Source organism: Cupriavidus respiraculi, assembly GCF_914271545.1.
GTDB classification, from domain to species: Bacteria; Pseudomonadota; Gammaproteobacteria; order Burkholderiales; family Burkholderiaceae; genus Cupriavidus; species Cupriavidus respiraculi.
Window position 1 is genome coordinate 104,229 of record NZ_CAJZAH010000006.1, and the last position, 21,358, is coordinate 125,586.

Annotated in this window: 15 protein-coding genes; 9 read left to right on the forward strand and 6 right to left on the reverse strand. The window is 68.8% G+C overall.

Annotated elements, in window-relative coordinates; translation table 11 throughout:
• Positions 1–28 precede the first annotated feature (28 nt).
• From LDO27_RS21595 to LDO27_RS21605, 3 genes are all read left to right on the forward strand, one after another.
• On the forward strand, positions 29–6,979 hold the full coding sequence (locus LDO27_RS21595; protein WP_224043926.1) for a two-partner secretion domain-containing protein: 6,951 nt from the start codon (positions 29–31) through the stop codon (positions 6,977–6,979).
• A 206-nt stretch (positions 6,980–7,185) separates the two neighbouring features.
• Positions 7,186–7,626 (forward strand): hypothetical protein, encoded by a 441-nt coding sequence (locus LDO27_RS21600; protein ID WP_224043927.1) that lies wholly within the window; start codon positions 7,186–7,188, stop codon positions 7,624–7,626.
• A 381-nt stretch (positions 7,627–8,007) separates the two neighbouring features.
• The gene (locus tag LDO27_RS21605) at positions 8,008–9,489 is read left to right on the forward strand and encodes a SulP family inorganic anion transporter (RefSeq protein ID WP_224043928.1); all 1,482 of its coding nucleotides are present in this window, start codon (positions 8,008–8,010) and stop codon (positions 9,487–9,489) included.
• A gap of 19 nt (positions 9,490–9,508) precedes the next feature.
• On the opposite strand, the gene LDO27_RS21610 is transcribed toward LDO27_RS21605, so the two are convergent.
• A complete protein-coding gene (locus LDO27_RS21610) occupies positions 9,509–12,280 on the reverse strand; it encodes an OBAP family protein (RefSeq protein ID WP_224043929.1) in 2,772 nt (923 codons plus the stop codon).
• A 195-nt stretch (positions 12,281–12,475) separates the two neighbouring features.
• On the opposite strand from LDO27_RS21610, the gene LDO27_RS21615 reads away from it, so the two are divergent.
• Complete coding sequence (locus tag LDO27_RS21615; RefSeq protein ID WP_224043930.1) at positions 12,476–13,330, forward strand: transglutaminase-like domain-containing protein; 855 nt, start codon at positions 12,476–12,478, stop codon at positions 13,328–13,330.
• 58 nt (positions 13,331–13,388) lie between these two features.
• Here LDO27_RS21615 and LDO27_RS21620 read toward each other — a convergent pair whose 3' ends face one another.
• Both LDO27_RS21620 and LDO27_RS21625 read right to left on the reverse strand, forming a co-directional pair.
• Positions 13,389–14,771: an FAD-containing oxidoreductase gene (locus tag LDO27_RS21620; RefSeq protein WP_224043931.1), complete on the reverse strand. Its 1,383-nt coding sequence runs from the start codon at positions 14,769–14,771 to the stop codon at positions 13,389–13,391.
• Complete coding sequence (locus LDO27_RS21625; protein WP_224043932.1) at positions 14,768–15,232, reverse strand: DUF4126 domain-containing protein; 465 nt, start codon at positions 15,230–15,232, stop codon at positions 14,768–14,770. Before LDO27_RS21625 ends, LDO27_RS21620 begins: the two co-directional genes overlap by 4 nt.
• A gap of 213 nt (positions 15,233–15,445) precedes the next feature.
• On the opposite strand from LDO27_RS21625, the gene ku reads away from it, so the two are divergent.
• From ku to LDO27_RS21640, 3 genes are all read left to right on the forward strand, one after another.
• On the forward strand, positions 15,446–16,357 hold the full coding sequence (gene ku, locus LDO27_RS21630; protein WP_224043933.1) for a non-homologous end joining protein Ku: 912 nt from the start codon (positions 15,446–15,448) through the stop codon (positions 16,355–16,357).
• Between the two features lie 47 nt (positions 16,358–16,404).
• Positions 16,405–17,238, forward strand: a complete 834-nt coding sequence (locus tag LDO27_RS21635; protein WP_224043934.1) for a tetratricopeptide repeat protein — start codon at positions 16,405–16,407, stop codon at positions 17,236–17,238.
• Between the two features lie 409 nt (positions 17,239–17,647).
• The gene (locus LDO27_RS21640) at positions 17,648–17,998 is read left to right on the forward strand and encodes a four-helix bundle copper-binding protein (protein WP_222203869.1); all 351 of its coding nucleotides are present in this window, start codon (positions 17,648–17,650) and stop codon (positions 17,996–17,998) included.
• 49 nt (positions 17,999–18,047) lie between these two features.
• Here LDO27_RS21640 and LDO27_RS21645 read toward each other — a convergent pair whose 3' ends face one another.
• Complete coding sequence (locus LDO27_RS21645; RefSeq protein WP_224043935.1) at positions 18,048–19,322, reverse strand: serine hydrolase domain-containing protein; 1,275 nt, start codon at positions 19,320–19,322, stop codon at positions 18,048–18,050.
• A gap of 228 nt (positions 19,323–19,550) precedes the next feature.
• Between LDO27_RS21645 and LDO27_RS21650 the strand changes: the two genes are divergently transcribed.
• Together LDO27_RS21650 and LDO27_RS21655 are read left to right on the forward strand one after the other, a co-directional pair.
• Positions 19,551–19,772 carry a hypothetical protein gene (locus LDO27_RS21650; RefSeq protein ID WP_224043936.1) on the forward strand — a complete coding sequence of 74 codons (222 nt, stop codon included), beginning with the start codon at positions 19,551–19,553 and terminating at the stop codon, positions 19,770–19,772.
• Between the two features lie 153 nt (positions 19,773–19,925).
• A complete protein-coding gene (locus tag LDO27_RS21655; protein WP_224043999.1) occupies positions 19,926–20,156 on the forward strand; it encodes a hypothetical protein in 231 nt (76 codons plus the stop codon).
• A gap of 323 nt (positions 20,157–20,479) precedes the next feature.
• Here the strand turns inward: LDO27_RS21655 and LDO27_RS21660 are convergent, their stop codons facing one another.
• A complete protein-coding gene (locus LDO27_RS21660; protein ID WP_222203864.1) occupies positions 20,480–20,866 on the reverse strand; it encodes a hypothetical protein in 387 nt (128 codons plus the stop codon).
• Between the two features lie 78 nt (positions 20,867–20,944).
• The gene (locus LDO27_RS21665) at positions 20,945–21,310 is read right to left on the reverse strand and encodes an MliC family protein (protein WP_224043937.1); all 366 of its coding nucleotides are present in this window, start codon (positions 21,308–21,310) and stop codon (positions 20,945–20,947) included.
• Positions 21,311–21,358 lie beyond the last annotated feature (48 nt).

Consider the following 21,358-nt stretch of genomic DNA (forward strand, 5'->3'; position numbering starts at 1 on the left):
CCCGCACCACCATCGCCAGGACCACACTATGACCCGTGTACCGCAGGGCAGGTCTTGCCTTGATATCGACACGGCTGGCGCGCCGCCGCCATGCATGTCGCTGGCGGATCGCGGGCGGCGCAGCGTGCCGGCCCGGATGCTGGCGGGCTTCGTCGCCGCGACGATATGGGCGGGTCCACCCGCGGCCCACGCGGCACCTATCGCCGACCCGGCCGCGCCGGTGCGCTTCGCGCCCACGATGACGGCGACCACGGGTGCGGCGGCGCCCGCCGGCGGCGTCCCCGTGGTCAATATCGCCACGCCGAACGCGCAGGGCATCTCGCTCAACCAGTACCGCAGCTTCGTGGTCGATCCCGTTGGCCTGATCCTGAACAACAGCAATATCGGCGGAGGCAGTTTCCTGGGCGGGCAGGTGCGGGCGAACCCGCACCTGTCGCGCTCGGGGCCCGCGGGTCTTATCGTCAATCAGGTCAGCGGTCAGGCGCCGGCGCGGCTCAACGGGACGGTGGAGGTCTATGGCGGCGCGGCGGGCGTGGTGATCGCCGCGCCGGGCGGCGTGTACACGCAGGGTGCCGGCTTCACCAATACGAAGGACGTCACGCTGACGACCGGTACGCCGCAATGGCTGACCGCCTCGGGCACGGCAACGGGCTTCGACGCGGCCGCAGCCGCGGGCTTTCTCGTCGAGGGCGGGCGCCTGCAGATCGGCAACGCGTACCCTGGCAATCCGGGGGCCGCGGGCATCGAGGGCACGGTCGCCAACATGCATCTGATCGCCGAACATATCGGCATCGATGCCGCCTTGTACGCGGGGGAGCGGATCGACGTCATTGCGGGACGGCAACGCGTCACGCCGGCCCCGGACGGATTCTCCGTGTCGCCGCCGATGGCCGTCGGAGCCGCGAGCACGCCGGCACCTGCGGCTCTTGCCATCGACGCGACGGCGTTCGGTGCCATGACGGCGGGACAGATCCGGCTCGTGAGCACGGCGGTGGGTTTCGGCGTGCGTGCCGACGGCGGCCTTGCGGCATCGGCGGGCAGGCTGGCCATCGACGCCGCCGGCAACGTGAAGGTGGGAAGCACCTATGCGAAGGACACGGTGCGTATCGACGCCGCGGGCGACGTGGCCACGGTGGGCGCTGGCCTGGGCGAAGGCGGCTACGCGATCCGCGCCGGCAAGGACGCACGGATCGATGGCGCGCTGGAGTCCGGCAGCGGCGTAGCGGTGTCCGCCGAAGGCGCTATCGCCGGGGGCGGCAAGGTGAAAGCCAGGGAAGCGGTGGCTCTTGCGGCGGGCGGCAGCGTCGATGTGGCCGGAGCGCTTGGCGGCGCGGCGATCCGCATCTCGGCGGCGGGCCGCGATGGCGCAGGCGATATCCGCCTCGGTGGCGACGTCGGCGCACCGGGTGCCATCGCGCTCAACGCCGCGCGCGATACCACGATCGATGGCAGCGTCGTGTCGGCAACCGGTCTCCGCCTGGCGACGCCGCGCAACCTTGCGGTTCACGGCACCGCGGGCAGCAGTGGCGACGAGGTTGCGTTGACCGGGGTGCGCGGCGACGTCGTCACTACCGGCCATGTGGTTTCTCCGCACGCGGTCACCGTGACGGCGGGCCGGGACGCCATGCTGGGCGGCAAGGTCGTCGCCAACGGGCCCGTCAGCGTCGCGGCAAGCGGGGGCAGCATCGTCGGCAGCGCGGACATCGCCACCAATGGCGACCTGACGTTGAGGGCGGGGCGGCAGGTGAACGTCGGCGGCGCGGCGCGGAGCCTGGGGACGATCGCGATCGAAGCGCGCGCCGGCTCGGCTTCGATCGCGGGCACGCTCGTCGCCGACGGCGCTGTGGCGGTCATGGCGGCGCGGGATGTTGCCATGAACGGAAGTATCGCCAGCGGCGGCGGCACCACGATCATCGCGACTGGCGGTACGGCGGCTATCGGTGGCGCGCTGGGCAGCATGGCGGATGCGACAGTGAAGGCGGGGCGCGACGTGCTGCTCGCCGGCAGCCTCACCACCGGCCGCAATGTGTCGGCGAGCGCCGGCGGCAAGCTGGCCGTGGGCGATCTGACCTGGATCGGCGGCGACGCGATGCTCGATGGCGGCGACGTTCGCATCGGCTCGGCGCCGGGCAGGGCCAACGTCGTCAACGGCAGCCTGTTTGCCACCGCCCGCGGTGGCGTCGCGCTCGGCGGCGACACGCAGGCAGACGATATCGCGTTGCTCGGCAAGGCGGTCGCCAACGAGGGCACCACCGTGGCGGCGGGGCGGATGACCGTCGGCGGCGCGCGCCTCGAGAACACAGGCATGCTGGCCGGCGAGCGGGTCGATGTCGCGACGGGCGATCTGGTCAATCGCGGCACGCTCGGCGGCCAGGACGTTGGCATTGCCGTGACGGGCGCCTTGGACAACGCGCAGGGTCTGCTGGCCGGCGCAAGGACGCTCGACGTCACGGTCGGCGCGCTGGCCGGCAACCGGGACGGGACGCTGTTCGCCGGCGACCTGACCGGCAAGGACCCCACGGTGGGCGATCTTTCGCTGGTCATCACCGGCGCCGAGGGAGGCTTCGACAATGCCGGCGGGCAGGTCGTTGCCGGCAATGACCTGACGGTCCACGCGCACAACCTGGCCTTCGATCCATTGGCCACCGACACCGGCAAGCTGGACGCCAACGGCACGCTGACGCTGGCCGTGCGCGCCATCCGCAACAGCGGCACCTGGCAGGTCGCGGGCGGCAATGCCGTGCTGCATGCCGACGAAGGCATCGCCAACACCGGCACGATGCTGAAGGCTGGCGATCTGGCGCTGCATGCGGGTGGGCAGCTCGACAACAGCGGCCAGATCATCGGCACGGGCAGCCTGTCGCTGTCCGGCTCCGCTATGGTCAACACCGGCATCGCGCACGCCAACCGCGATCTCCGGCTCGGCGGCACCGTGATCAACCGGGGCACGGCGGAGGCGCTGGGCGACATGGCGATCACGGGCGGCGGCTACGACAACCGCGGCGGCATCACGCAGGCCGGCCGCGATCTGTCGATCGACGCCTCGGGAACCGTCGACAACATCGGCAGTGTCATCGGCGCCAACGGCGACATGCATATCGCGGCGGCGGCGATCGTCAACGACAGAACGGCACCGGTCGAGGCCGGCAGCACGACAACGAAGGCGGTCAACGAAGGTCTCGTGGCGAGCACCGTCATCGGCAGTTACCGGCCATGGCTCGATGGCGGCAGCTGCGACGGGTGCACGGGCCCGGTGGAAGGGCCGCCGCAGTCGATCACACTGGCCGACCTGATGCGTGGTCCGGACGGTAGCATCAGGATGGTGATGGGGACCGAGCGCGTCTATGTCGGCGTCGAACAATCCGCGGCCGACGGCTACTTCTGGCACCTGATTCCGGCCACGGCAAGTCCGCTGGCCGTCCCCTCGGCGCACGGCGTCGGCGGCGTGCCGACGGTGGACCGGACGGTGACGAGGCAGTCGGACGGTGTCGCCGGGCAGATCGTCACCGACGGCAGTCTCGACATCGTGGCGGCAACGCTGTCCAACGTGGGCGGCGTCCTGTCGGCGGGCCGCGACGTCACGCTGGACGTGGGCCGTCTCGACAATGGCCGGTCCGCGACGCTGGCCGGTAGCGTGACCGACTCTGTGAACCGGGACGAATTCGCGGCCCTGTTGGCGACGCTGGCTTCCTACGTGAATCAGCGCTATGCCAGCACGGTCACCGGCCCGCTGGTCTATGGCGTGCCTTCGCCGCGGGGCGACTGCGACGCCTGCACGGGTCCGCCGCCGTGGTCGCCCATCGCGCTCGGGGTGGCGGGCGACGGGGCGCCGGCCTCGGCGCCGACCCTGTCCTCCGTCAGTTATCAGTTGGGCAAGGCGGGGCAGATTTTGGCGGGTGGCGATCTGCGTCTCCGCGGACGCGGCGATCTCGCCAACGACGGCGATTTCGCCGCGGCGGGCGGCATCTCGATCATGACGCCGGGCACGTTCACCAACCGCGGTGTCTACGAGAGCAGGCTGACCGCCACGCCAGGCTGCATGGCGGGTGCGCCGGATTGCCCGGACGATTCCAGTCCGCATGTGGAGAGGCTGGCGTGGCAGCAGACGCCGGCCACGGTGGCCGCGGGCCGGTCGCTGGACATTCAGGCGGCCAATATCCAGAACCTGAACGCGACCCTGGCGGCGCAGGGCAATGTCAGCCTCGGCGCCGGCGGCAGCGTGATCAACGCGTCGGGCGCCGTGCAATCGTTGCTGGGCGACGTGGCCCTCGACGCGCCGGCCTTGGTCAACAAGGCCATGGACCCGGCGAGGGTTCACAAGAGCTATGGCGGCATGAACCCGCCCTATGCGGGCGGCTGCAATCCGGCCGGGACCCATGGCAATAGCCAATGCGCCGCGGAGGAAGACACGGCGGCCGGACCCGCCGGCATCATCGCCGCCGCTCGTGACGTAAAGCTGGCCGGGACTACGCTGTCCAACCGCGGCGCGCTGATCGCCGGCGGCCGCGACGTCACGGTCGACATGGTGGACGGCGTGGACAACGCCAGCATCGCGCTGAATGCCGACTGGATCGGGCGCTGGCAAGAGAGGCGTGCCGGCGGAGACCGCTGGCACGACACCGGCGGCCGATCCGCCATTGGCAGCCTCGAGTCGGCCATCCAGGCAGGCGGCTCGCTGTCGGTCAGTGCGGGCGGCCGGATCCTCAATACCGGCAATCTGCTCGGCGGCGCGGTCGACGTCACCGGCGCCGCGCTGATCAACGGCTTCACGAGTCCGGCCCAACCGACGCCGCCGGCCACTGCCGTGCGGCAGGTGATCCCACTGGGACCGGTAGCGGCGCCGGAGGGCGCCGTGGCGGCCGCCAAGCCCGTGCGCGATCCCACGCGGCCCTGGCACTTCGCGCCCGCCGTCGTGGCGACGCCGGTTTCCCCGACGGTGGGAGGTCCCGCCACCGTGGAATGGCACTTCCATGCGGCGCTGCCCGGTGACCGTGTCTCGCCGCCCGAAGGCCGCGCGCAGTACGTTGGCCTGAGCGCCGCCCAGGCGGTCCTCGCCGGCATCACGCCAGACAGCCTGCTCGCGCAGTTGCCGGCCGAACTGCGGGGCGGCGGCGTGGCCTTCTACTACGACCCGTACACGGAAGGACTGAGACTGCAGCAGGCCGCGCTGCAACACTCCGGGCAATCGACCTTTCTCGATGGGCTGGCATGGGACAGCCAGACCCGCCTGTCCATCGCCGACCAGGAAAAGCTGGTTCTCTACCGCAACGCCGCCGAATACGCGAAGGCGCACCACATTGCGCTCGGGCAGGCGCTAACGGCCGAACAGGTTGCCGCGCTCGATGCGCCGATGCTCTGGTACGTCGAGCAGGCCGTTCCGGATCCGGACTGCGATGCGGTGGCCGGCAACGCCTGTCCGCTGGTCCATGCGCTGGTGCCGCAGGTCTACCTGCCGGCGGGACACGCACGGGCCCTGACCAAGGCTACCGGCGGCAATATCGCGGGCGGAAACGTCACGCTCGATATCCAGGGACAGCTGCGCAACAGTGGCAGGGTGCTCGCCACGGACAGCCTGTCCGTGCGGGCAGGCAGCATCGAGGCGGCGCCGAATGTCGTCAGCATCGGCACCTCCGCATACCGGACGAAGGGCGGGTGGAACGAGGTCACGGGCACGGCGGTGCAGCCCGGCGGCGTCATGAGCGCGATGCGGATGCAGATCGACGCCGGGGCCCTCCACGCGGTCAATGACGCCTTCCTGATCCGCGGGGCCGACGGGTCTGTCGACGAAGCCGCAACGCTGCGGCTGCTGGACCAACTGAAGGCGAACCTCGGGCTCGACTACACCGAGGGCACGGTCGCCGACGACATCCATACGCGCTTCATCAAGGAAAGAACCGGGGTGGGGCCGATCGGCCAGATCGCGATGATGGTGGCGGCCGTCGCGGTGGCCGTGGTCACCTCGGGTGCGGCATCTGCGGCGCTCGCCTCGGCACAGGCGGCAGCCGCCGAGTCGGGAATGACGACGTTGATCGCGACCGGTTCCGTGGTCGAAGCGTCGGCCGCCGGAGGCGTGATGGCAAGTTCGGCCTTTGCCGCGGGCGGCATCGGGAATCTCGCCATTGCCGGCGCGCTGGGCGGGATGGCGTCGAGCGCCGCCATGCAACTGGGCATGACAGGCAAGCTCGACCTGAAGCAACTGGCGACGGCGGGCGTCGCGGGGGCGGTGACGGGCGGCGTGACCGGGTATTACGGTCCCTCCTATGGCGTCGAGCGCCTGCTCGCCTCTGCCGGCACCGGTTGCGCGACCGCCGCGATACAAGGGGACGATTGCGGCGCCGGTGCCATCGCGGGCTTCGGGACCGCGGTGGTGGCATGGGCCGCCGACGCGATGCGGCAGGACCAGATCGAATCGTCGCGGCGGTTCAAGGGCATCGTCGATGCCGGCAAGGCGGGGCCGCCCGAACTGGTGTCGAACGCCACCGGCAAGAGTGTCGGCGTCAACGGGGACCGGTTCAAGCTCGCCGGTACGCGGGTCAGCGTGGATGACCTGCGCAAGTATGGGACGGTCGAGCCGCTAACCGATGGTGTGCTGGCGTTCCGGGGTGTGGCGCTGAACCCGAAGACTAAAAAGACATGGACGCTCGCCGAGGCGCTGGCAAAGGACGGCGGCTTTACCGGCGGATTCCAGGGAGGTGACGGCACGTTCGGGGGCGAGCCATATTCCCCCGGATCGTTCGCGGACAAGCTGATGGAGTCGTTCGCCGGCCCGCACGATTACCTGGGGAGTTTCGCGGGCTATGACCCACTGGGAAATCTGAGGGGAGGCATGACCACGTTTGAGCGGGCGATGTTCGAAATCCAGACCGTTATCGACATCCCGCTCGCAGCACCATTCGCAGGCGTGACGCTGCTCGAACAATACGGAATGGATTGGTCTGCGTTTCATCATCAGAACGAGCGATCGAGGAGGAACAATTGAGAACGACAGCCTGGGGTTACTGGATACTGGTCGGTGCCGCGTGCGGTGGATGCCTTCATTCCCCGGCGAACTACCCTGGTGCCGGGGGCAGCAACATCGACCCGGACCAGTACATGAACGCGGCATGCCCGGACCTGAGCGGCAGGTATGCGGGACGGGGAGACCTTCTCGAAGGAGACCCGAATACGCAGCGATGGAGCAAGACGATGCCCATTGACTATGCCTTTCCGTTCGCCAGCAACGCCGAGCAGATTGCGTTCTACAAGCCGTCCGAGTCGGACGGGCCAACCAAGGGCAGGTCCTATCCCAAGGTCGGCGAACTGCGAAAGGAGGGAAGCCGTTCCTTCCACTTCAGTGTCGACTACGCAAACGGGAAGTCTTCCTCCTACGTCGTCTCGTTCGAGAACAAGGGCGGATTCGTCTGTACCGGCGCCGATGGCAAGATCGTCTGGGGCGGCGCCAGCAAGGGGGGACGCTCCGAGTTCGGACCGAACACTTCCGATGCGATGGTCATGCTGTATCTGGACGAGCAAGGCAATCTTATTTCCGAGGAGACAACGCAGGTCCACATGAGCATGCTGTTCGGCCTGATCCCGACCGGCACCGCCAGATACTTCTCCAAATACCGCTTCCAGCGGATCAGATAGCCCGCATAAACCGCGCGCATCGACAGTGATACACTCGCGCCTGCCCGTCGGGGCGGGCGCCCGCAACCAGGCGGGCCGGCACCGTCACCGACACGATCTCCGTTTCCCCGTACGCTCCCCACGCCAATGTAAGTCCCCGCGCCTCCACCATCGTTTTCGCTTTTCACGGGCTGGAGGCCGGAACTGGTCACAGGCACACGCGCACGCGCGTGGCCGGCGTCTCCCTTCGCGTTGCCGCGCCCGCGGCCGCCATGTAGGGTCGCCTCTGCGATATCCCCAATCGCCGGCACGCGTCGCGCGCCGGGATGGCCGACCAGGGCTCGCCTCCATGCGCATCGCGTGCGCCATCGCCGTTCGCCGTACGCGCCACTGGAGTCATTGATGATCTCGAACAAATACCGCCAGGAATGGCTATCCAATATCCGCGGCGACTGCCTGTCCGGCATCGTCGTCGCGCTGGCCCTCATTCCCGAGGCGCTCGCCTTTTCCATCATCGCGGGCGTCGAGCCCAAGGTCGGCCTCTATGCCGCCTTCGCCATCGCGGTGGTCACGGCCATCGCGGGTGGCCGTCCCGGCATGATCTCCGCCGCCACCGGCGCGGTGGCGCTGCTGATCACCTCGCTGGTGAAGGATCATGGCGTGCAGTATGTGTTCGCCGCCGCGGTGCTGGCAGGCCTGCTGCAGATCGGCGCCGGTGTGCTGAAGCTCGGCGCGCTGATGCGCTTCGTCTCGCGGTCGGTGGTCACGGGCTTCGTCAATGCGCTGGCCATCCTGATCTTCCTGGCGCAGCTGCCCGAACTGATCGGCGCGCCGATGGCGGTCTATGCGCTGACCGCGGGCGGACTGGCCATCATCTACCTGTTCCCGCGCCTGACGCGCGCGGTTCCTTCGCCGCTGGTCTGCATCGTCGTGCTGACCGCCATTGCGGTCACGCTGGACCTGCCGGTACGCACGGTCGGCGATATGGGCGCCTTCCCCGACCAGTTGCCAGATTTTGCGTTGCCCGCGGTGCCGCTGACGCTCGATACGCTGCGCATCATCTTTCCCTATGCCGTCGCGATCGCGGTGGTGGGGCTGCTCGAATCGTTGATGACCGCCGCCATCGTGGACGACTTCACCGATACGTCCAGCGACAAGAACCGCGAATGCCGGGGGCAGGGCCTTGCCAACATCGTCGCGGGCTTTCTCGGCGGCATGCCGGGCTGCGCGATGATCGGCCAGTCGATCATCAACGTGAAGTCGGGCGGCCGCGGCCGGCTGTCGAGCTTCGTGGCCGGCGCCTTGCTGCTGGTGCTGGTCGTGTTCCTCGGACCCTGGGTCAAGCAGATTCCGATGGCGGCGCTGGTCGCCGTGATGATCATGGTGTCGATCAGCACGTTCAGCTGGCGCTCGCTGCTGAATCTGCGGACCCATCCGCGCAGTTCGTCCGTGGTCATGCTCGCGACGGTGGCCGTGGTGGTGTTCACGCACAACCTTGCGATCGGCGTGCTGGTGGGCGTGCTGCTCAGCGCGCTGTTCTTCGCCTCCACGGTTCGCAGCGTGCTGAAGGTGGAATCGGTGCTGGAGAACGGCGGCCAGCGCCGCCGGTATCTGGTGCGCGGCCAGGTGTTCTTCGCCTCGTCCGAGGCGCTGGTTGCCGAATTCGACTTCAAGGAGCCCGTCGCGCACGTGACGCTGGACCTGTCGCATGCTCACTTCTGGGACATCACCGCGGTCGACGCGCTCGATCGGATCGTCCACAAGTTCCGCCGCAACGGCATCGCGGTCGAGGTCTGCGGCCTGAATCGCGCCAGCGTGACGATGGTGGAGCGCTTCGGCACGCACGACAAGGCGCAAGCCGGTCCGGCCGGCCACGGTCATTGATCGTGCCCCGAGCCTCCGTTCATTGCCAGCCGGTGAGGTACTTCGCGTTGGCGACGAACTGGGACAGCAGGCTGGTCTTCGGATGGAGGACGGGCGTCAGCGCATACACCAGCACGACCGCCAGCGCGACGCCGCGGACCACGCGGTGGCGGGCCGACAGGATGCCCATCAGCGCGAAGGCCATCACCGCATAGAACCCCCCTTCGACCAGCCGCGTGCGCAGCGCGAACTGCTGGGCGTAGTCCCATGACATGGCGGGAAAGTCCGTGTGGATGCGGATGAAGTCCATGCAGAACAGGCCCGTTACCAGAAAGGCCATGCCGACGAAGGCGCCGTCGGCCACGCGGCTCTCCCGCAGCCGGCTGCCCAAGACCAGCGCGGCGAGCACCATCGCCAGTACGAAGGGCACGCCATAGCGCTTGGCGAAGTTGGCAAAGTCGTACTGGTGTCCCACGGGCCAACGGTCCAGTGCAAAGATGCCGGCGCCCAGCCATTCGGCGCCGGTTCCGAGGAAGGCGCTTTGCGGCAGCAGTACGCCGTGCTGCGCGAGCAGGGGGATCCGCGCGCCCGTGAGCAGCACCGGAAAATTGCCGACGCACAATCCCAGCACCACACCGATCACCAGCAGCCCGGCCCAGCGATGCCACGAGCGCGCCGGTGGCACCGCACCGCGCCGCATGGCGAGCTCGCCCGCGCAGGCCGCCGCCACGAGGACGATGGCGCCGGCGAGCAGGGGGCCGCCCCAGCTCCCATAACTGGCGAACGAGCGGTATGTGAGGGGCAGCACGAGCGCGCAGACGCCCACCGCCGCGAAGAACGACAGGGGGAGGCTGTCTCGGCCGCGCAGATGGCGCAATACGATGCCGAACGTGATGAGCGCGACCACGCCCAGCGGCACGTTCAGGGTCACGGTGGACAGGCCGACGCCTAGCAGCAGCGTGGCGGGCACCCCGATGCGCGGGTCCAGCGCCCACCCGCCGGGCCGGCGTTCCAAGGCGGCCAGTGCCGCTAGCGTCCATACGACGTACAGCCCGCTGACCAGCCGGCCCGGGTGCATGACGTAGAACGCCGGATTGGCCGAATCGAACAGGTAGGCCCGGGCCGTGGGATCGAAGGTATGTGCGCCGAAGAACAGCAGCGCCGCGATGGCGGCCGCGCCCGCGCGCGGCGTCTTGAAGACGCGCGCGCTGAAGTACGTCAGCGCCAAGGCGCTGCATTTGGCCAGCGTCTGCATGCCCCAGATGCCGGCGAGCAACTCCACCGGGTCGGGCAGCCCCGTGCGCGAATAGAGCGCCGGCAGCAGGAAGGCCAGCTCGTCGTAGTGGTAGGCGACCAGCGGGAAGTGCGCGCGGGCCCCGAGACGGTACGGACCGGCGAGGACCGCGGCGTGCAGCTCGCGGATGGTCGCGTCGCCGGTGACGAAGGTAAAGCCGTACTGGACCGACAGGACGGCCGCCACGCCAAGCAACGCGGCACCGGCGAGCCATGCGGCCTTGTCGCGGTCCCGCCGCCTCGCCCCGCGCAGCGCGATCCCCAGCGCCGCGGCGAGCGTCAGCGACAGGGACAACAGCGCCGCCGCCTTGGCCGGCATGGCCAGGGATACGATGCGGTTGAATCCGCACAGCATCAGGTAGACGGGAAGAAAGCCCGCGAACGCCAGCAGCGCGCGCTCGGCCGACCGCAGCGACGGGAGCCACGGCTGCGCGAGCGTGCGCGCCAGCCGCGCGCCAAGGTAGAACGCGGCGCCGAGATACAGCGCGAACAGCACCAGCCGTCCCGGCGAATAGTCGATCTCCAGCGCGGAGCGCCGCCACCAGACGGCGCGCCAGTCGCCCTCCAGCCAGTTGGCATGGGGCGGCTGGGTGACCGCGTACATGTAGGTGTCGTAGACGTGTACCGGTACGCCGGCGCCGTGCCATATCCACCAGGCGACGGCCGCCAGCAGCGCGGCCAGTCCCGCGATGCGGACGGTGCGCCGCGGCATCAGCGTGCCGGTGCCGAAGCTCCCGCGGGCGGTGCCGAAGCCGGGCCGGCCTGCGCACCGCGCGGGTGCTGGTGCTCGATGCCGGTGGGATCGGTGAGCTGCACCACCCGTCCCTTCTGCCAGGCATCGGCGCCGGGGTCGATCGGGGGGGGCGGCGATGCCCTCACGCTGCTTTTTCTTTTCCGCGCTATCGATCCCCAGGCGCTTGTCGCGCTCTGCGATCATCGCCGGATCGGCCTGGCCGTCCGCGGTGAAGCCCATCATCAACTGCGGCACGCCCAGCGGCAGCTCCTTGTGCAGGTCGGTGTGCCACGTATGCCAGGTCTTGCCATAGGTGCCGACCAGCTTCTTCATCAGCTCGTGCTCCGCCGCCTGCGGAATCCCGGGCGCTACCAGGGTGCCCGACTTGACCTCGTGCACATGGCTGTGCCACAGGGCCTTTTCGGCGTCGGGCAAGGTCTTGAAAATCCGCTCGCTGACGATGTACTCGACACCCATCAGCTTGGCCGACTTGACGTTGCCGTCGTAGATCGCGCACTGGATGACGTCCTCGTTCAGCACAGCGCAGTAGTGATGCGCCTCCATCTGTCCTTGCATGCGGCCGTTGTAAAAATGAAAGCCGTCGAGATAGGCGTTCAGGGCTTCCAGCGGCGGCTTGTCCTGCAGCGCGGCGGCGCCCGCTTCCAGCACCTTGGTCTTGACTGACGGATCCTCGCCGGGGGCCTTGACGTTGGAGGGCGTGTTCTCGCCACCGCAGGCGGCCACGGCGCAGGCGAAGGCCAGCAAGACAGGGGAGAGGGCGCGCATGGGACATCCTTGCAAGGTCGTGAACCTGTCGACATAAGCAAGGGGGATGCCCGCGCCGGCGCACGGCATCCGGCGGATGGGCGCGGACCGCTGGAGGGAGTAGAGTGATCCCACGCGGCTGGACAAGGGGCCGATCGGCGCGTCTTGTTCCCGTCCGGCCTTCCCACCACTGCTGCACGTCCGCCAGAGGCCCGCATGACCCGGATGCACTACTCGGTAAAGCTGTCATACCAGGTACTCGACCGCACGGCCGATTTCCTGCTCAACATTGAAGCGGCGCAGACTTTGCGCCAGCGCATCGTGTCGGAAAGCCTGGTGCTGCCGCCGGCCGTCCAGCTGAGCCGCTACACCGACCCCGTGCTGTGCAACCGGTTGATCCGCCTGCGCGCCGCTACCGGGCCGGTGGAGATCCGCTACGACGCGGTCGTGGACATCGACCATCGCTTCGACGATCCCGCCTCGCTGTCTGAGATGCCCATCTCGGAACTGCCGTTCGAGGTGCTGCCCTACCTGACGCCAAGCCGCTATTGCGAGTCGGACCGGCTGATGGAGTTCGCCATGCGCGAGTTCGGCGCGCTGCCGTGGGGCTATTCGCGCGTGGTGACGATCAAGGAATGGGTGCGCAATCACGTGCGCTTCGTCTCGCAGTCCACCAGCGAGCGCACCTCGGCGTGCGATACCGTGCTCGAGCGCAAGGGCGTCTGCCGGGACTTCGCGCATCTGATGATCGCGCTGTGCCGCGCGCTGAGCATTCCCGCCCGCATTTCGAGCAGCCTGGACTATGGCGCCGATCCGGCCATGGGCCCGCCCGACTTCCATGCGTTCGTCGAGGTGTTCCTGTCCGGAAACTGGTATCTGATCGACCCGTCCGGCGTGGCGGTGCCCACCGGGCTGCTGCGCATCGGCACCGGCCGCGACGCCGGCGAGATACCGTTCGCGGCCATCTTCGGCGCCGTCGTCTCGGAGCCGCCGCTGGTGGTCATCGAGCCGGTGACGGACCCGGCGGGGGGCCTGCCGGTGTCGACCGACCGCGCCATTTCGACGTGGTGAGGGCGCGGCACGGGCGGGCGTTATCGCGCGCCGCTATCGCAGGCGGCTATTGCGAAATTCATGGCGCCGGCTTGAGGTCCCCAAGCACCGTGGGAATCAGCTCCGAAACCGTGGGGTGGATCGGCACCGCCCATTGCAGCACGGGCCACGGCTGGTCGGCGTGCATCATGTCAAGGATGCCGTGGATGGCTTCGTCGCCGCCGGTGCCGAGGATGGCCGCGCCGAGGATGCGCTGGCTGTCCGCATCGGCGACGATCTTGATGAAGCCGCGCGTCTCGCCTTTCTCGACGGCGCGTCCGACGCGCGTCATCGGCCGCTTGGAGACGAGCACGGCTTTGCCGGAGGCGCGCGCCTGCGCTTCGGTCAGGCCCACGCGGCCGAGCGGCGGATCGACGTACAGCGCGTAGCCGGAGACACGGTCCGAGACCCTGCGGCTTGCGCCATCGAGCAGGTTGGCCGCGATGATCTCGTAGTCGTTGTAGGCCGTGTGGGTAAAGGCGCCGCGCCCGTTGCAGTCGCCCATGGCCCAGATGCCCGGGACATTGGTGGCAAGTCCTTCGTCGACGCGGATGTAGCCTCGTTCGTCCGTGTCGACGCCGGCCTTGTCCAGCCCGAGGTCGTCGGTGTTGGGGCGGCGGCCAACCGCCAGCAGGACGTGCGAGCCGACCGTTTCCTGCGGGCTCGGTTCACACTGCATGTGCACGGTCACCTGGCCGTCCGCGTGCGGCGCGAAGCTGATGCACTCGGAGCCGGTACGCACCGCGATGCCCTCGGCTTCGAGGATCTCGCGGACGGCCTCCGAGACATCCTCGTCTTCGCGCGAGACCAGGCGCGGACCTTTTTCGACCACGGTCACGTCCGCGCCCAGGCGCCGGAAGATCTGCGCGAATTCCAAGCCGATGTAGCTGCCGCCGATCACCACCAGATGGCGGGGCAGCGTGTCGAGCGCCAGGATCGTGCTGTTGGTGAGGTGCGGCACGTCGCCTACGCCGGGCATGTCGGGCACCAGGGCCCGTCCCCCCACGTTCAGGAAGATGCGCGGGGCGGTGAGCACGGTATCGCCCACGCGCAGCGTGGACGGCCCTTCGAAGCGCGCGTGGCCACGTATCACGGTCACGCCTTGCATGCGTTCCAGCCACGATTCGACGCCGGCGCGCGCGTTGCGCGTGACCGTGCGCGCCCGCTCCATGACCCTGGCGAAGTCGATGCGCACGCCGCCGTCGATCATCACTCCGAAGTCGGCGCCCCGGCGCGCGAGATGCGCGGCGTAGGCGCTGGCCACCAGCGCCTTGGTGGGCATGCAGCCGGTATTGACGCAGGTGCCGCCCATCAGATGGCGCTCGACCAGTGCAACCTTCATGCCGTTGCCTGCCAGCCGCGCCGCCAGCGAAGGGCCGGCCTGGCCGGCGCCGACCACGATGGCATCGTAGCGGGCGGTCATGGCAGCACCGCCACGATCAGTACCGCGCCGAGGATGGCCACGGCGTCCTCGATCAGTGCGGCCGGCAGGTCGCGGCGGAAGGCGGCCGCCAGCCGCGCACGCGCGGCCGCGCCACCGAGCGTGCCGATCACCGCGCCGATCGCGCCCAGTACCGCCCCGATCATCCACATGCCGCCCGCCGCGCCGAGCGTGGCGCCGGCCAGCCCGCCCGCCACGACACGCGCGCCGAACTGATGCGGCACCTTGCGGCTGGGCGTGGCGGGCAGCTTGTCGACGAGGAGCTCGGCGGCGGCCATCACGGACAGGACCCATGGGGTATAACGCCAGCCCATGAACTCGAGCGGGGTGCCGGAGGCGTCGATCATCCCGAGATGGACGGCCCAGCTGGCGGCGGCCGGCGCGGTCATGGTACGCAGGCCGGCGATGACGCCGATCAGCAATGCGAGCAGGGGAATCGTCATGCCGGCTGGTCTCCGTGTCGGCGCGCGGCCGGGTCGGTGGGAGAAGCGCCCGGCGTTTGCGGGCGCGGTGTGCTGCGGCAAGCATAGTGCAAGCCACGCCGTATTCCCAGTTGCGCCGCGGAGGAGGCCCCGGGGCGGTCGTAGGCCGGAAGCCGACGCCGGCGCGCCGGACTTGGGTGTAATCTTCCCGAAGCCCGTTCCCAAGGAGTTGCCATGGCCGCGCGCTCGATTGCCTCCCTCTCGCTCAGTTTCGGACTGGTGTCGATTCCCGTGAAGGTGTTCTCCGCCACCGAAAGCAAATCCTCCGTCGGCTTCAACCTGCTGCACAAGGGCTGCGGCTCGCGGCTCAAGCAGCAGTACATCTGCCAGCGCGAAGGCGTGGTGGTCGAGCGCGCCGACATGGTCAAGGGCTACGAATTCGAGAAGGACCGCTATGTGGTCTTCGAGCCGGACGAGCTGGAGGCGCTCGAAACTACCGCGCAGCACACGGTCGATATCGTCGCCTTCATGCCGGCCGGCGCCATCGACCCGCTCTATTTCGACAAGGCGTACTACCTGGGACCGGACCGCCGCGGCACCAAGCCGTACAACCTGCTGGCCGAGGCCATGCGCAAGACCGGCACCTGCGCGCTCGCGCGCTGGGTGTGGAAGGGAAAGCAGTACATGGTGCAGGTGCGGGCCATCGACGAAGGGCTCGTGCTGCAGCAACTGCTGTACGCGGACGAGGTGCGCTCGATGGCGGACCTGGGCGTGGAGCGCGTGGACATCCAGCCGGCGGAACTGGCGCTGGCCGAGCAGCTGATCGACCAGAACGCCGTGGACGGCTACGACCCGTCGGCCTACAAGGACGAGGAGAAGCAGCGCATCCTCGAGGAGATCGACCGCAAGATCGCCGGCAAGAAGATCACCGTGGCGGATACGCCCGAGCCTTCGGCCGGCGCCGAGGTCATCGACCTGATGGAGGCGCTCAAGGCAAGCCTGTCCAAGAGCAAGCGCGGGGCCGCGGCGGCGGACGACGGGGCCGCGCCGGCCAAGCGCGCCGCGCCGGTCGAACGCAAGGGCGCCAAACGCGCCGCCGCTCCGGCCGCGGCACCGGCGCCGGCGCGGCGAGCGGCCAAGAAATGACGGCGCCTGCCACGCACTGACCGCTTCCGACACCAACTCCGCCACGCATGGGCACCTACACGCTGCGCGATATCCAGGGCATGTTCGGCATCTCGCGGGCCGTCGTCAGCAGCCTCGTCGCCGCGGGCCTGGTGTCTCCCACGCGCGGGCCGCGAGGCGAATACCGGTTCTCCTTCCAGGATGTGGTGATGCTGCGCACCGCCCATTCGCTGCATGCGTCGCGGGTACAGCGCCAGCGCATCATCCAGTCGCTCAAGGGCCTGCGGGAGGCGCAGTCGGCGGATCAGCCGCTGACCGGACTGCGTATCTGCGCGGTGGGCAAGGATGTCGCCGTCAAGGGACGCGACGGCCGCTGGCAGGCGGTGACCGGGCAGTTGCTGATCGATTTCGACGCGCAGGCCGATGCACGCTCCGGCACCGGCACCGTCCACGCGCTGCGGCCCGCGCGCGGCGCGCAAGGCGGCAGCGCGCACGACTGGTTCGCGCTCGGCTGCCAGAGCGAGGGCGGGGACGATCACGATGGCGAGGCCGAGGCCGCCTACCGGCGCGCGCTGGCGCTGGATCCCGACTATCTCGATCCCTACCTGAACCTCGGTTGCCTGTTGTGCGATGCGGGAAGGTACGAGGAAGCGGTGGCGCTGTACCGCGAGGCGCTGCGCCACTTCGCCGACGAGGCGCTGATTCATTTCAACCTGGCGGTGGCGCTGGAAGACCTGGGCCAGAGCGAGGCCGCGCTCGCCAGCTACGATGCCTGCATCGCGCTGTCCCCGGATTTTGCCGATGCCCATTTCAACGTGGCGCGGCTGCACCAGGTGCTCGGCGACAAGCGGCGGGCGATCCGCCATTTCAACCACTACCGCAAGCTGCAGACGCGCTCCTAGCGGGAGCCGCCTGTGCGGCCGGCAAGGGTGCGCAGCGAGAAAAGCAGGTTTCACTTTCTTATCGCCGCGAGGTTTCATATTCTCGTCGGGATGCCCGCGGCAAACGCGGTGATGTGTTCGCTACATGGCCGCGGCGTCGCGGCGGCGAGCGGGCGTGGCAACAAGGGGAGCGCAGGGGAGGGCCGGCACAGGACAGGGCGCGCTGCAAGCCGCACGTGTCCACGGCGCCGGCGGCCGGTGCAAAAAAAATGGGCGGGAACATCACGCCCATCGACCGGTCGACCTTAAACACGCAGGCGGAAAGCCGTTTCGGCGACCCGCCTGCTATGGTGAAGGCAATCGCCCGGCTTGCGTCGCCAATGGGCGGCGGGGCCGTTTTTTCCCTTGGTTCACACTCGCGGAGACCGACATGATCCGACCCACCGTCCAGGAAAACGCCCAGCGCTACGCCGAATGTATCGCCGCCTGCCGCACCTGCGCCGCCGCCTGCCTGCAATGCGCGGCGTCCTGCCTGGAGGACCAGGATGTACGCAAGATGACACGCTGCATCGCCCTAGACCTGGACTGCGCGGGCATCTGCGAACTGGCTGCGTCGTACATGCTGCGCAACAGCGAATTCGCGCCGCTGGTGTGCGAGGACTGCGCCGAAGTGTGCAAGTGGTGCAAGGAGGAGTGCGAGCGTCACGGTGCCCAGCACTGCCAGGACTGCGCCAAGGCCTGCGCCGAATGCATGGAGCTGTGCCTGAAGATGACGGCCTGATGGCGTTCCTCCCTTCTCCCGTGGCGGGAGAGGGGAGGAACAGGGCGCCTCAGCGGGTCATCGCCGCATACACCTCGTTCCTGAACCAGGCCCGGTAGTACTCGCGCTGACCCGGGGCCTGCATCATCCAGATCGCTACCGTGTTCTCCTGCGGATCGATCCAGAAATACGTGCCACCCACGCCGCCCCAGTAGTGATCGCCGATGGAGCCCGGCACCGCCGCTTCGCCGGTGGCGACGCGGGTGCCGAAGCCCAGGCCGAAGCCATAGCCCGGTCCCGGCAGATAGGCGAGGCCGCGCGCCTGCGAGCGCTGGCGCATGATACCCAGGTGATCGGCGGTCATATAGCTGACGGTCTTGGGCGACAGCAGCCGGACGCCGTCGAGCTCGCCACCATTGAGCAGCATCTGCGCGAAGCGCAGATAGTCGGCGGCCGTGGACACCAGCCCGCCGCCGCCGGATTCCAGCTTCGGCGGCTTGCGTACGTCGATCAGCCGCACCGGCGTTCCGGTCGCGGGATCCAGCGGGAATGGCTCGGCAATGCGCGCCTGCTGGGCCGGCGGCACCCAGAAGCCCGTGTCCTGCATCTTCAGCGGCGTGAAGATACGCTGCGACAGATGCTCCGCCAGGGTCTGGCCGGACACGCGCTCGAGCAGGGCGCCCAACACATCGGTGGAGCGGCTGTATTCCCACACGGTGCCCGGCTGGAACTGCAGGGGCACGGTGGCGAGCTTGCCGATGAATTCGCGATTGGTCTGGTCCGTGCTGTCCACGCCGGCGCGCTTGTACTCGTCCTTGACCAGCGAGTTGCCGAACACGCCGTAGGTCAGCCCGGAGGTATGGCGCAGCAGATCCTGGATGGTCATCTCGCGCGCCGCGGGCACGCGCTCGAGCTGCGGCTTGCCATCGGGGCCGGGCTTCTCGACGCCCACCTGCAGGCCCTTGAGCTCGGGCAGGTAGCGCGAGACCGGCTCGTTCAGCTGCAGGCGCCCGTCCTCGACCATCATCATTACCGCCGTCGACACGATCGGCTTGGTCATCGAGTAGATGCGGAAGATCGAATCCGCGCGCATCGGCACCTTGCGCTCCGGGTCCTGCCAGCCGATGGCCTGCTGCTGCACGACCTTGCCGTCGCGCGCCAGCAGGAAGACCGCGCCGGGAATCCGCTGCGCGGCGACGTCGTCGCGTACGCGCGCGGACATGGCCTCGAGGCGGGGCGCGGCAAAGCCGGACGACTGCGGCGCGGTATGGTGCGAAGACGGGGGTGCGGCGCAGCCCGCGAGTGCGGCCGCGATGCATGCGGCCGAGGTGGCAAGTCGGATCATGTCGAAGTCTCCTGTCTGATGCTCTTGTCGCCGGCTCCGTTCGTTCCGCGCCGGTCGGAGCCGGTCGTATGCGGCCCGGCGGCGATCATCGCACGATTGCGCGGTTCGCATTCGGACGCGCCTGCGGCAATGCAGTCGATGCGAGGGGGCGGGCCGAGGGGCCGTATGCCACGCCGCCATGCTAGGATCGACCGGCATGGACAGGAACGCAGACAGGAGACGACGCCGATGCCCAAGCCAGTGTTTTCCCGCGCGCAGTATCTGAACATCCTGAACGAGAGCCTGCGCAACCATCCGGGCTGGCGTCCCGGCATGGCCTTCGTCTTCCTGCCGCCTGGCGCCGACGAACACAGCGCGACGGGCGTGGGCTGCACCGGTCCCGACGAGGCGATGCCGGTCTACGAGGACATCGAGGCGGTGGCGTCGCGGCTCGTGCGCGTGAAGCTCTGAGGCCCGCACCGGCCGCTCGTGCGCGGGCGCCGCGGTCGAACTGCGTACAATGCCGGTTTAGACCGAACCAAGGAAACGCCCGGACAAGCCGGCGGCACGCTCGTGAAGAAAACCGATCTCGAAAAGAACAAGGGGCTCAAGCTCACCAACAGCATGAAGCAGGCCAGCACGCGCTTCGGCAAGGACGCCGGCGCGGCCACGCTGGACCGCCGCGAGCAGCGCAAGCTCGATCAGCAGATGGGCCTCGTGCCCTTCGCGTGCAAGCTCAACGGGGATCTGGTCAAGCGCCTGCAGGCGCAGGCCGCCAACCACCCCGGCGGCATGACCGGCCTGCTGCAGGAAGCGCTGGAGCGGGGCCTGCCCGCGCAAGAGCAGGCCGGCTGAACCGACACGCTCCTCACTGCCGAACGAAAAACGCCCGCTGCATCACAGCGGGCGTTTTTCATCGTGCCGCCATGCCGCCGGCGCGGGCCGGCGAGGCGGCAGGGGGAGGGACGGGACCGGCGCCTCAGCGTGCGAAGAACCAGATCAGAATCAGCACGAAGGCCGGGACACCAAGCAGCCAGGCGAGGATATAAGGCATGTCGTTGCTCCTTTCCGTATAGCGTGAGTTCACTATACGCACCGGGCTTCGACGGGACTGTCGGGGCGGCTCCGCTTGCCTTGTAGGACCCGGCCGACGAAGTGTCGGCCTACCGTCCCGGGGCTCAATCCTCCTCGTCGTCCTCCGCGTCGAGGAAGTCGCGCCGCATCATCCAGTTCTGGATCGCCTCGTCGCACACCTTCTTCAGCTTCTCGCGGTCCGGCAGCTTGTCGAACAGCTCGAAGTTGACCAGCGCCATGCCGGCGTCGGTGATGTAGAACAGCCGGCTCGGCTCGTCATAGTGGACGATGCGTCCATCGATGCCGGATTCCTCGCTGTCCGCGGGCATGTCCTCCAGCTCGACCACCCGGCAGGTGAAGCGGGGGCTGCGGGTGTGGGTCAGGTATTCGAACTCGTCGTGCATTACTTCGCCGCCTTTGGTGGTGGCGATGGCGAAGCCCCAGATGAAGCGGGGCATCGGCAGATCGGACAGATCGTCTATCTCGTCCATGGTGTTCTCCGTCAATCGACAAGCCGCATTATCGCCCGGACCGGCGCGCCCGCTCAAATCCCTCGGGCGAAAAGCACATCATTTGGTCGCGCGGCAGTTCTGGTACGGCGCCGGGCCGTTGGGGTCCTGCGTGATGTCCTCGAGCCTGCCCTCGTCGCCCTTGGTGATCCACAGGTGCCGCCCGTGCGCGTAGCGCGCGCCCGAGCCGCTCAGCACGGCGACGAACAGCACCGGCCTGCCGTCCAGCCGCATCGCCGCGAGCTGGGTGTCCGGGCTGTTGAAGTACCGCACGGTCAGCGCCTTGTCGTCGTCGCAGCGATAGCGCACCGTGATGGGCTTGTCGAACTGGATGCCCGCGGTGGGCTGCTGCGCGAGGGCCGGCGTCGCCAGCAGGCCCGGCAGCAGCGCCGGAAAAAAGCGGTTGAGCCAGTGTAGCGAACGCATGCGGCCTCCTGTAGGGATAGCGTGGCTGGCGGGGCGCGGCGGCGGGCA

Bases quoted from the DNA above. Each gene is read 5' to 3' on its own strand.
- LDO27_RS21665 (WP_224043937.1), bottom strand. From the start codon at position 21,310: ATGCGTTCGCTACACTGGCTCAACCGCTTTTTTCCGGCGCTGCTGCCG.
- LDO27_RS21660 (WP_222203864.1), bottom strand. From the start codon at position 20,866: ATGGACGAGATAGACGATCTGTCCGATCTGCCGATGCCCCGCTTCATC.
- LDO27_RS21625 (WP_224043932.1), bottom strand. From the start codon at position 15,232: ATGACGATTCCCCTGCTCGCATTGCTGATCGGCGTCATCGCCGGCCTG.
- LDO27_RS21650 (WP_224043936.1), top strand. From the start codon at position 19,551: ATGCCCAAGCCAGTGTTTTCCCGCGCGCAGTATCTGAACATCCTGAAC.
- LDO27_RS21610 (WP_224043929.1), bottom strand. From the start codon at position 12,280: ATGCGCGCCCTCTCCCCTGTCTTGCTGGCCTTCGCCTGCGCCGTGGCC.
- LDO27_RS21605 (WP_224043928.1), top strand. From the start codon at position 8,008: ATGATCTCGAACAAATACCGCCAGGAATGGCTATCCAATATCCGCGGC.
- LDO27_RS21615 (WP_224043930.1), top strand. From the start codon at position 12,476: ATGACCCGGATGCACTACTCGGTAAAGCTGTCATACCAGGTACTCGAC.
- LDO27_RS21645 (WP_224043935.1), bottom strand. From the start codon at position 19,322: ATGATCCGACTTGCCACCTCGGCCGCATGCATCGCGGCCGCACTCGCG.
- LDO27_RS21640 (WP_222203869.1), top strand. From the start codon at position 17,648: ATGATCCGACCCACCGTCCAGGAAAACGCCCAGCGCTACGCCGAATGT.
- ku (WP_224043933.1), top strand. From the start codon at position 15,446: ATGGCCGCGCGCTCGATTGCCTCCCTCTCGCTCAGTTTCGGACTGGTG.
- LDO27_RS21595 (WP_224043926.1), top strand. From the start codon at position 29: ATGACCCGTGTACCGCAGGGCAGGTCTTGCCTTGATATCGACACGGCT.
- LDO27_RS21635 (WP_224043934.1), top strand. From the start codon at position 16,405: ATGGGCACCTACACGCTGCGCGATATCCAGGGCATGTTCGGCATCTCG.
- LDO27_RS21620 (WP_224043931.1), bottom strand. From the start codon at position 14,771: ATGACCGCCCGCTACGATGCCATCGTGGTCGGCGCCGGCCAGGCCGGC.
- LDO27_RS21600 (WP_224043927.1), top strand. From the start codon at position 7,186: ATGCCCATTGACTATGCCTTTCCGTTCGCCAGCAACGCCGAGCAGATT.
- LDO27_RS21655 (WP_224043999.1), top strand. From the start codon at position 19,926: ATGAAGCAGGCCAGCACGCGCTTCGGCAAGGACGCCGGCGCGGCCACG.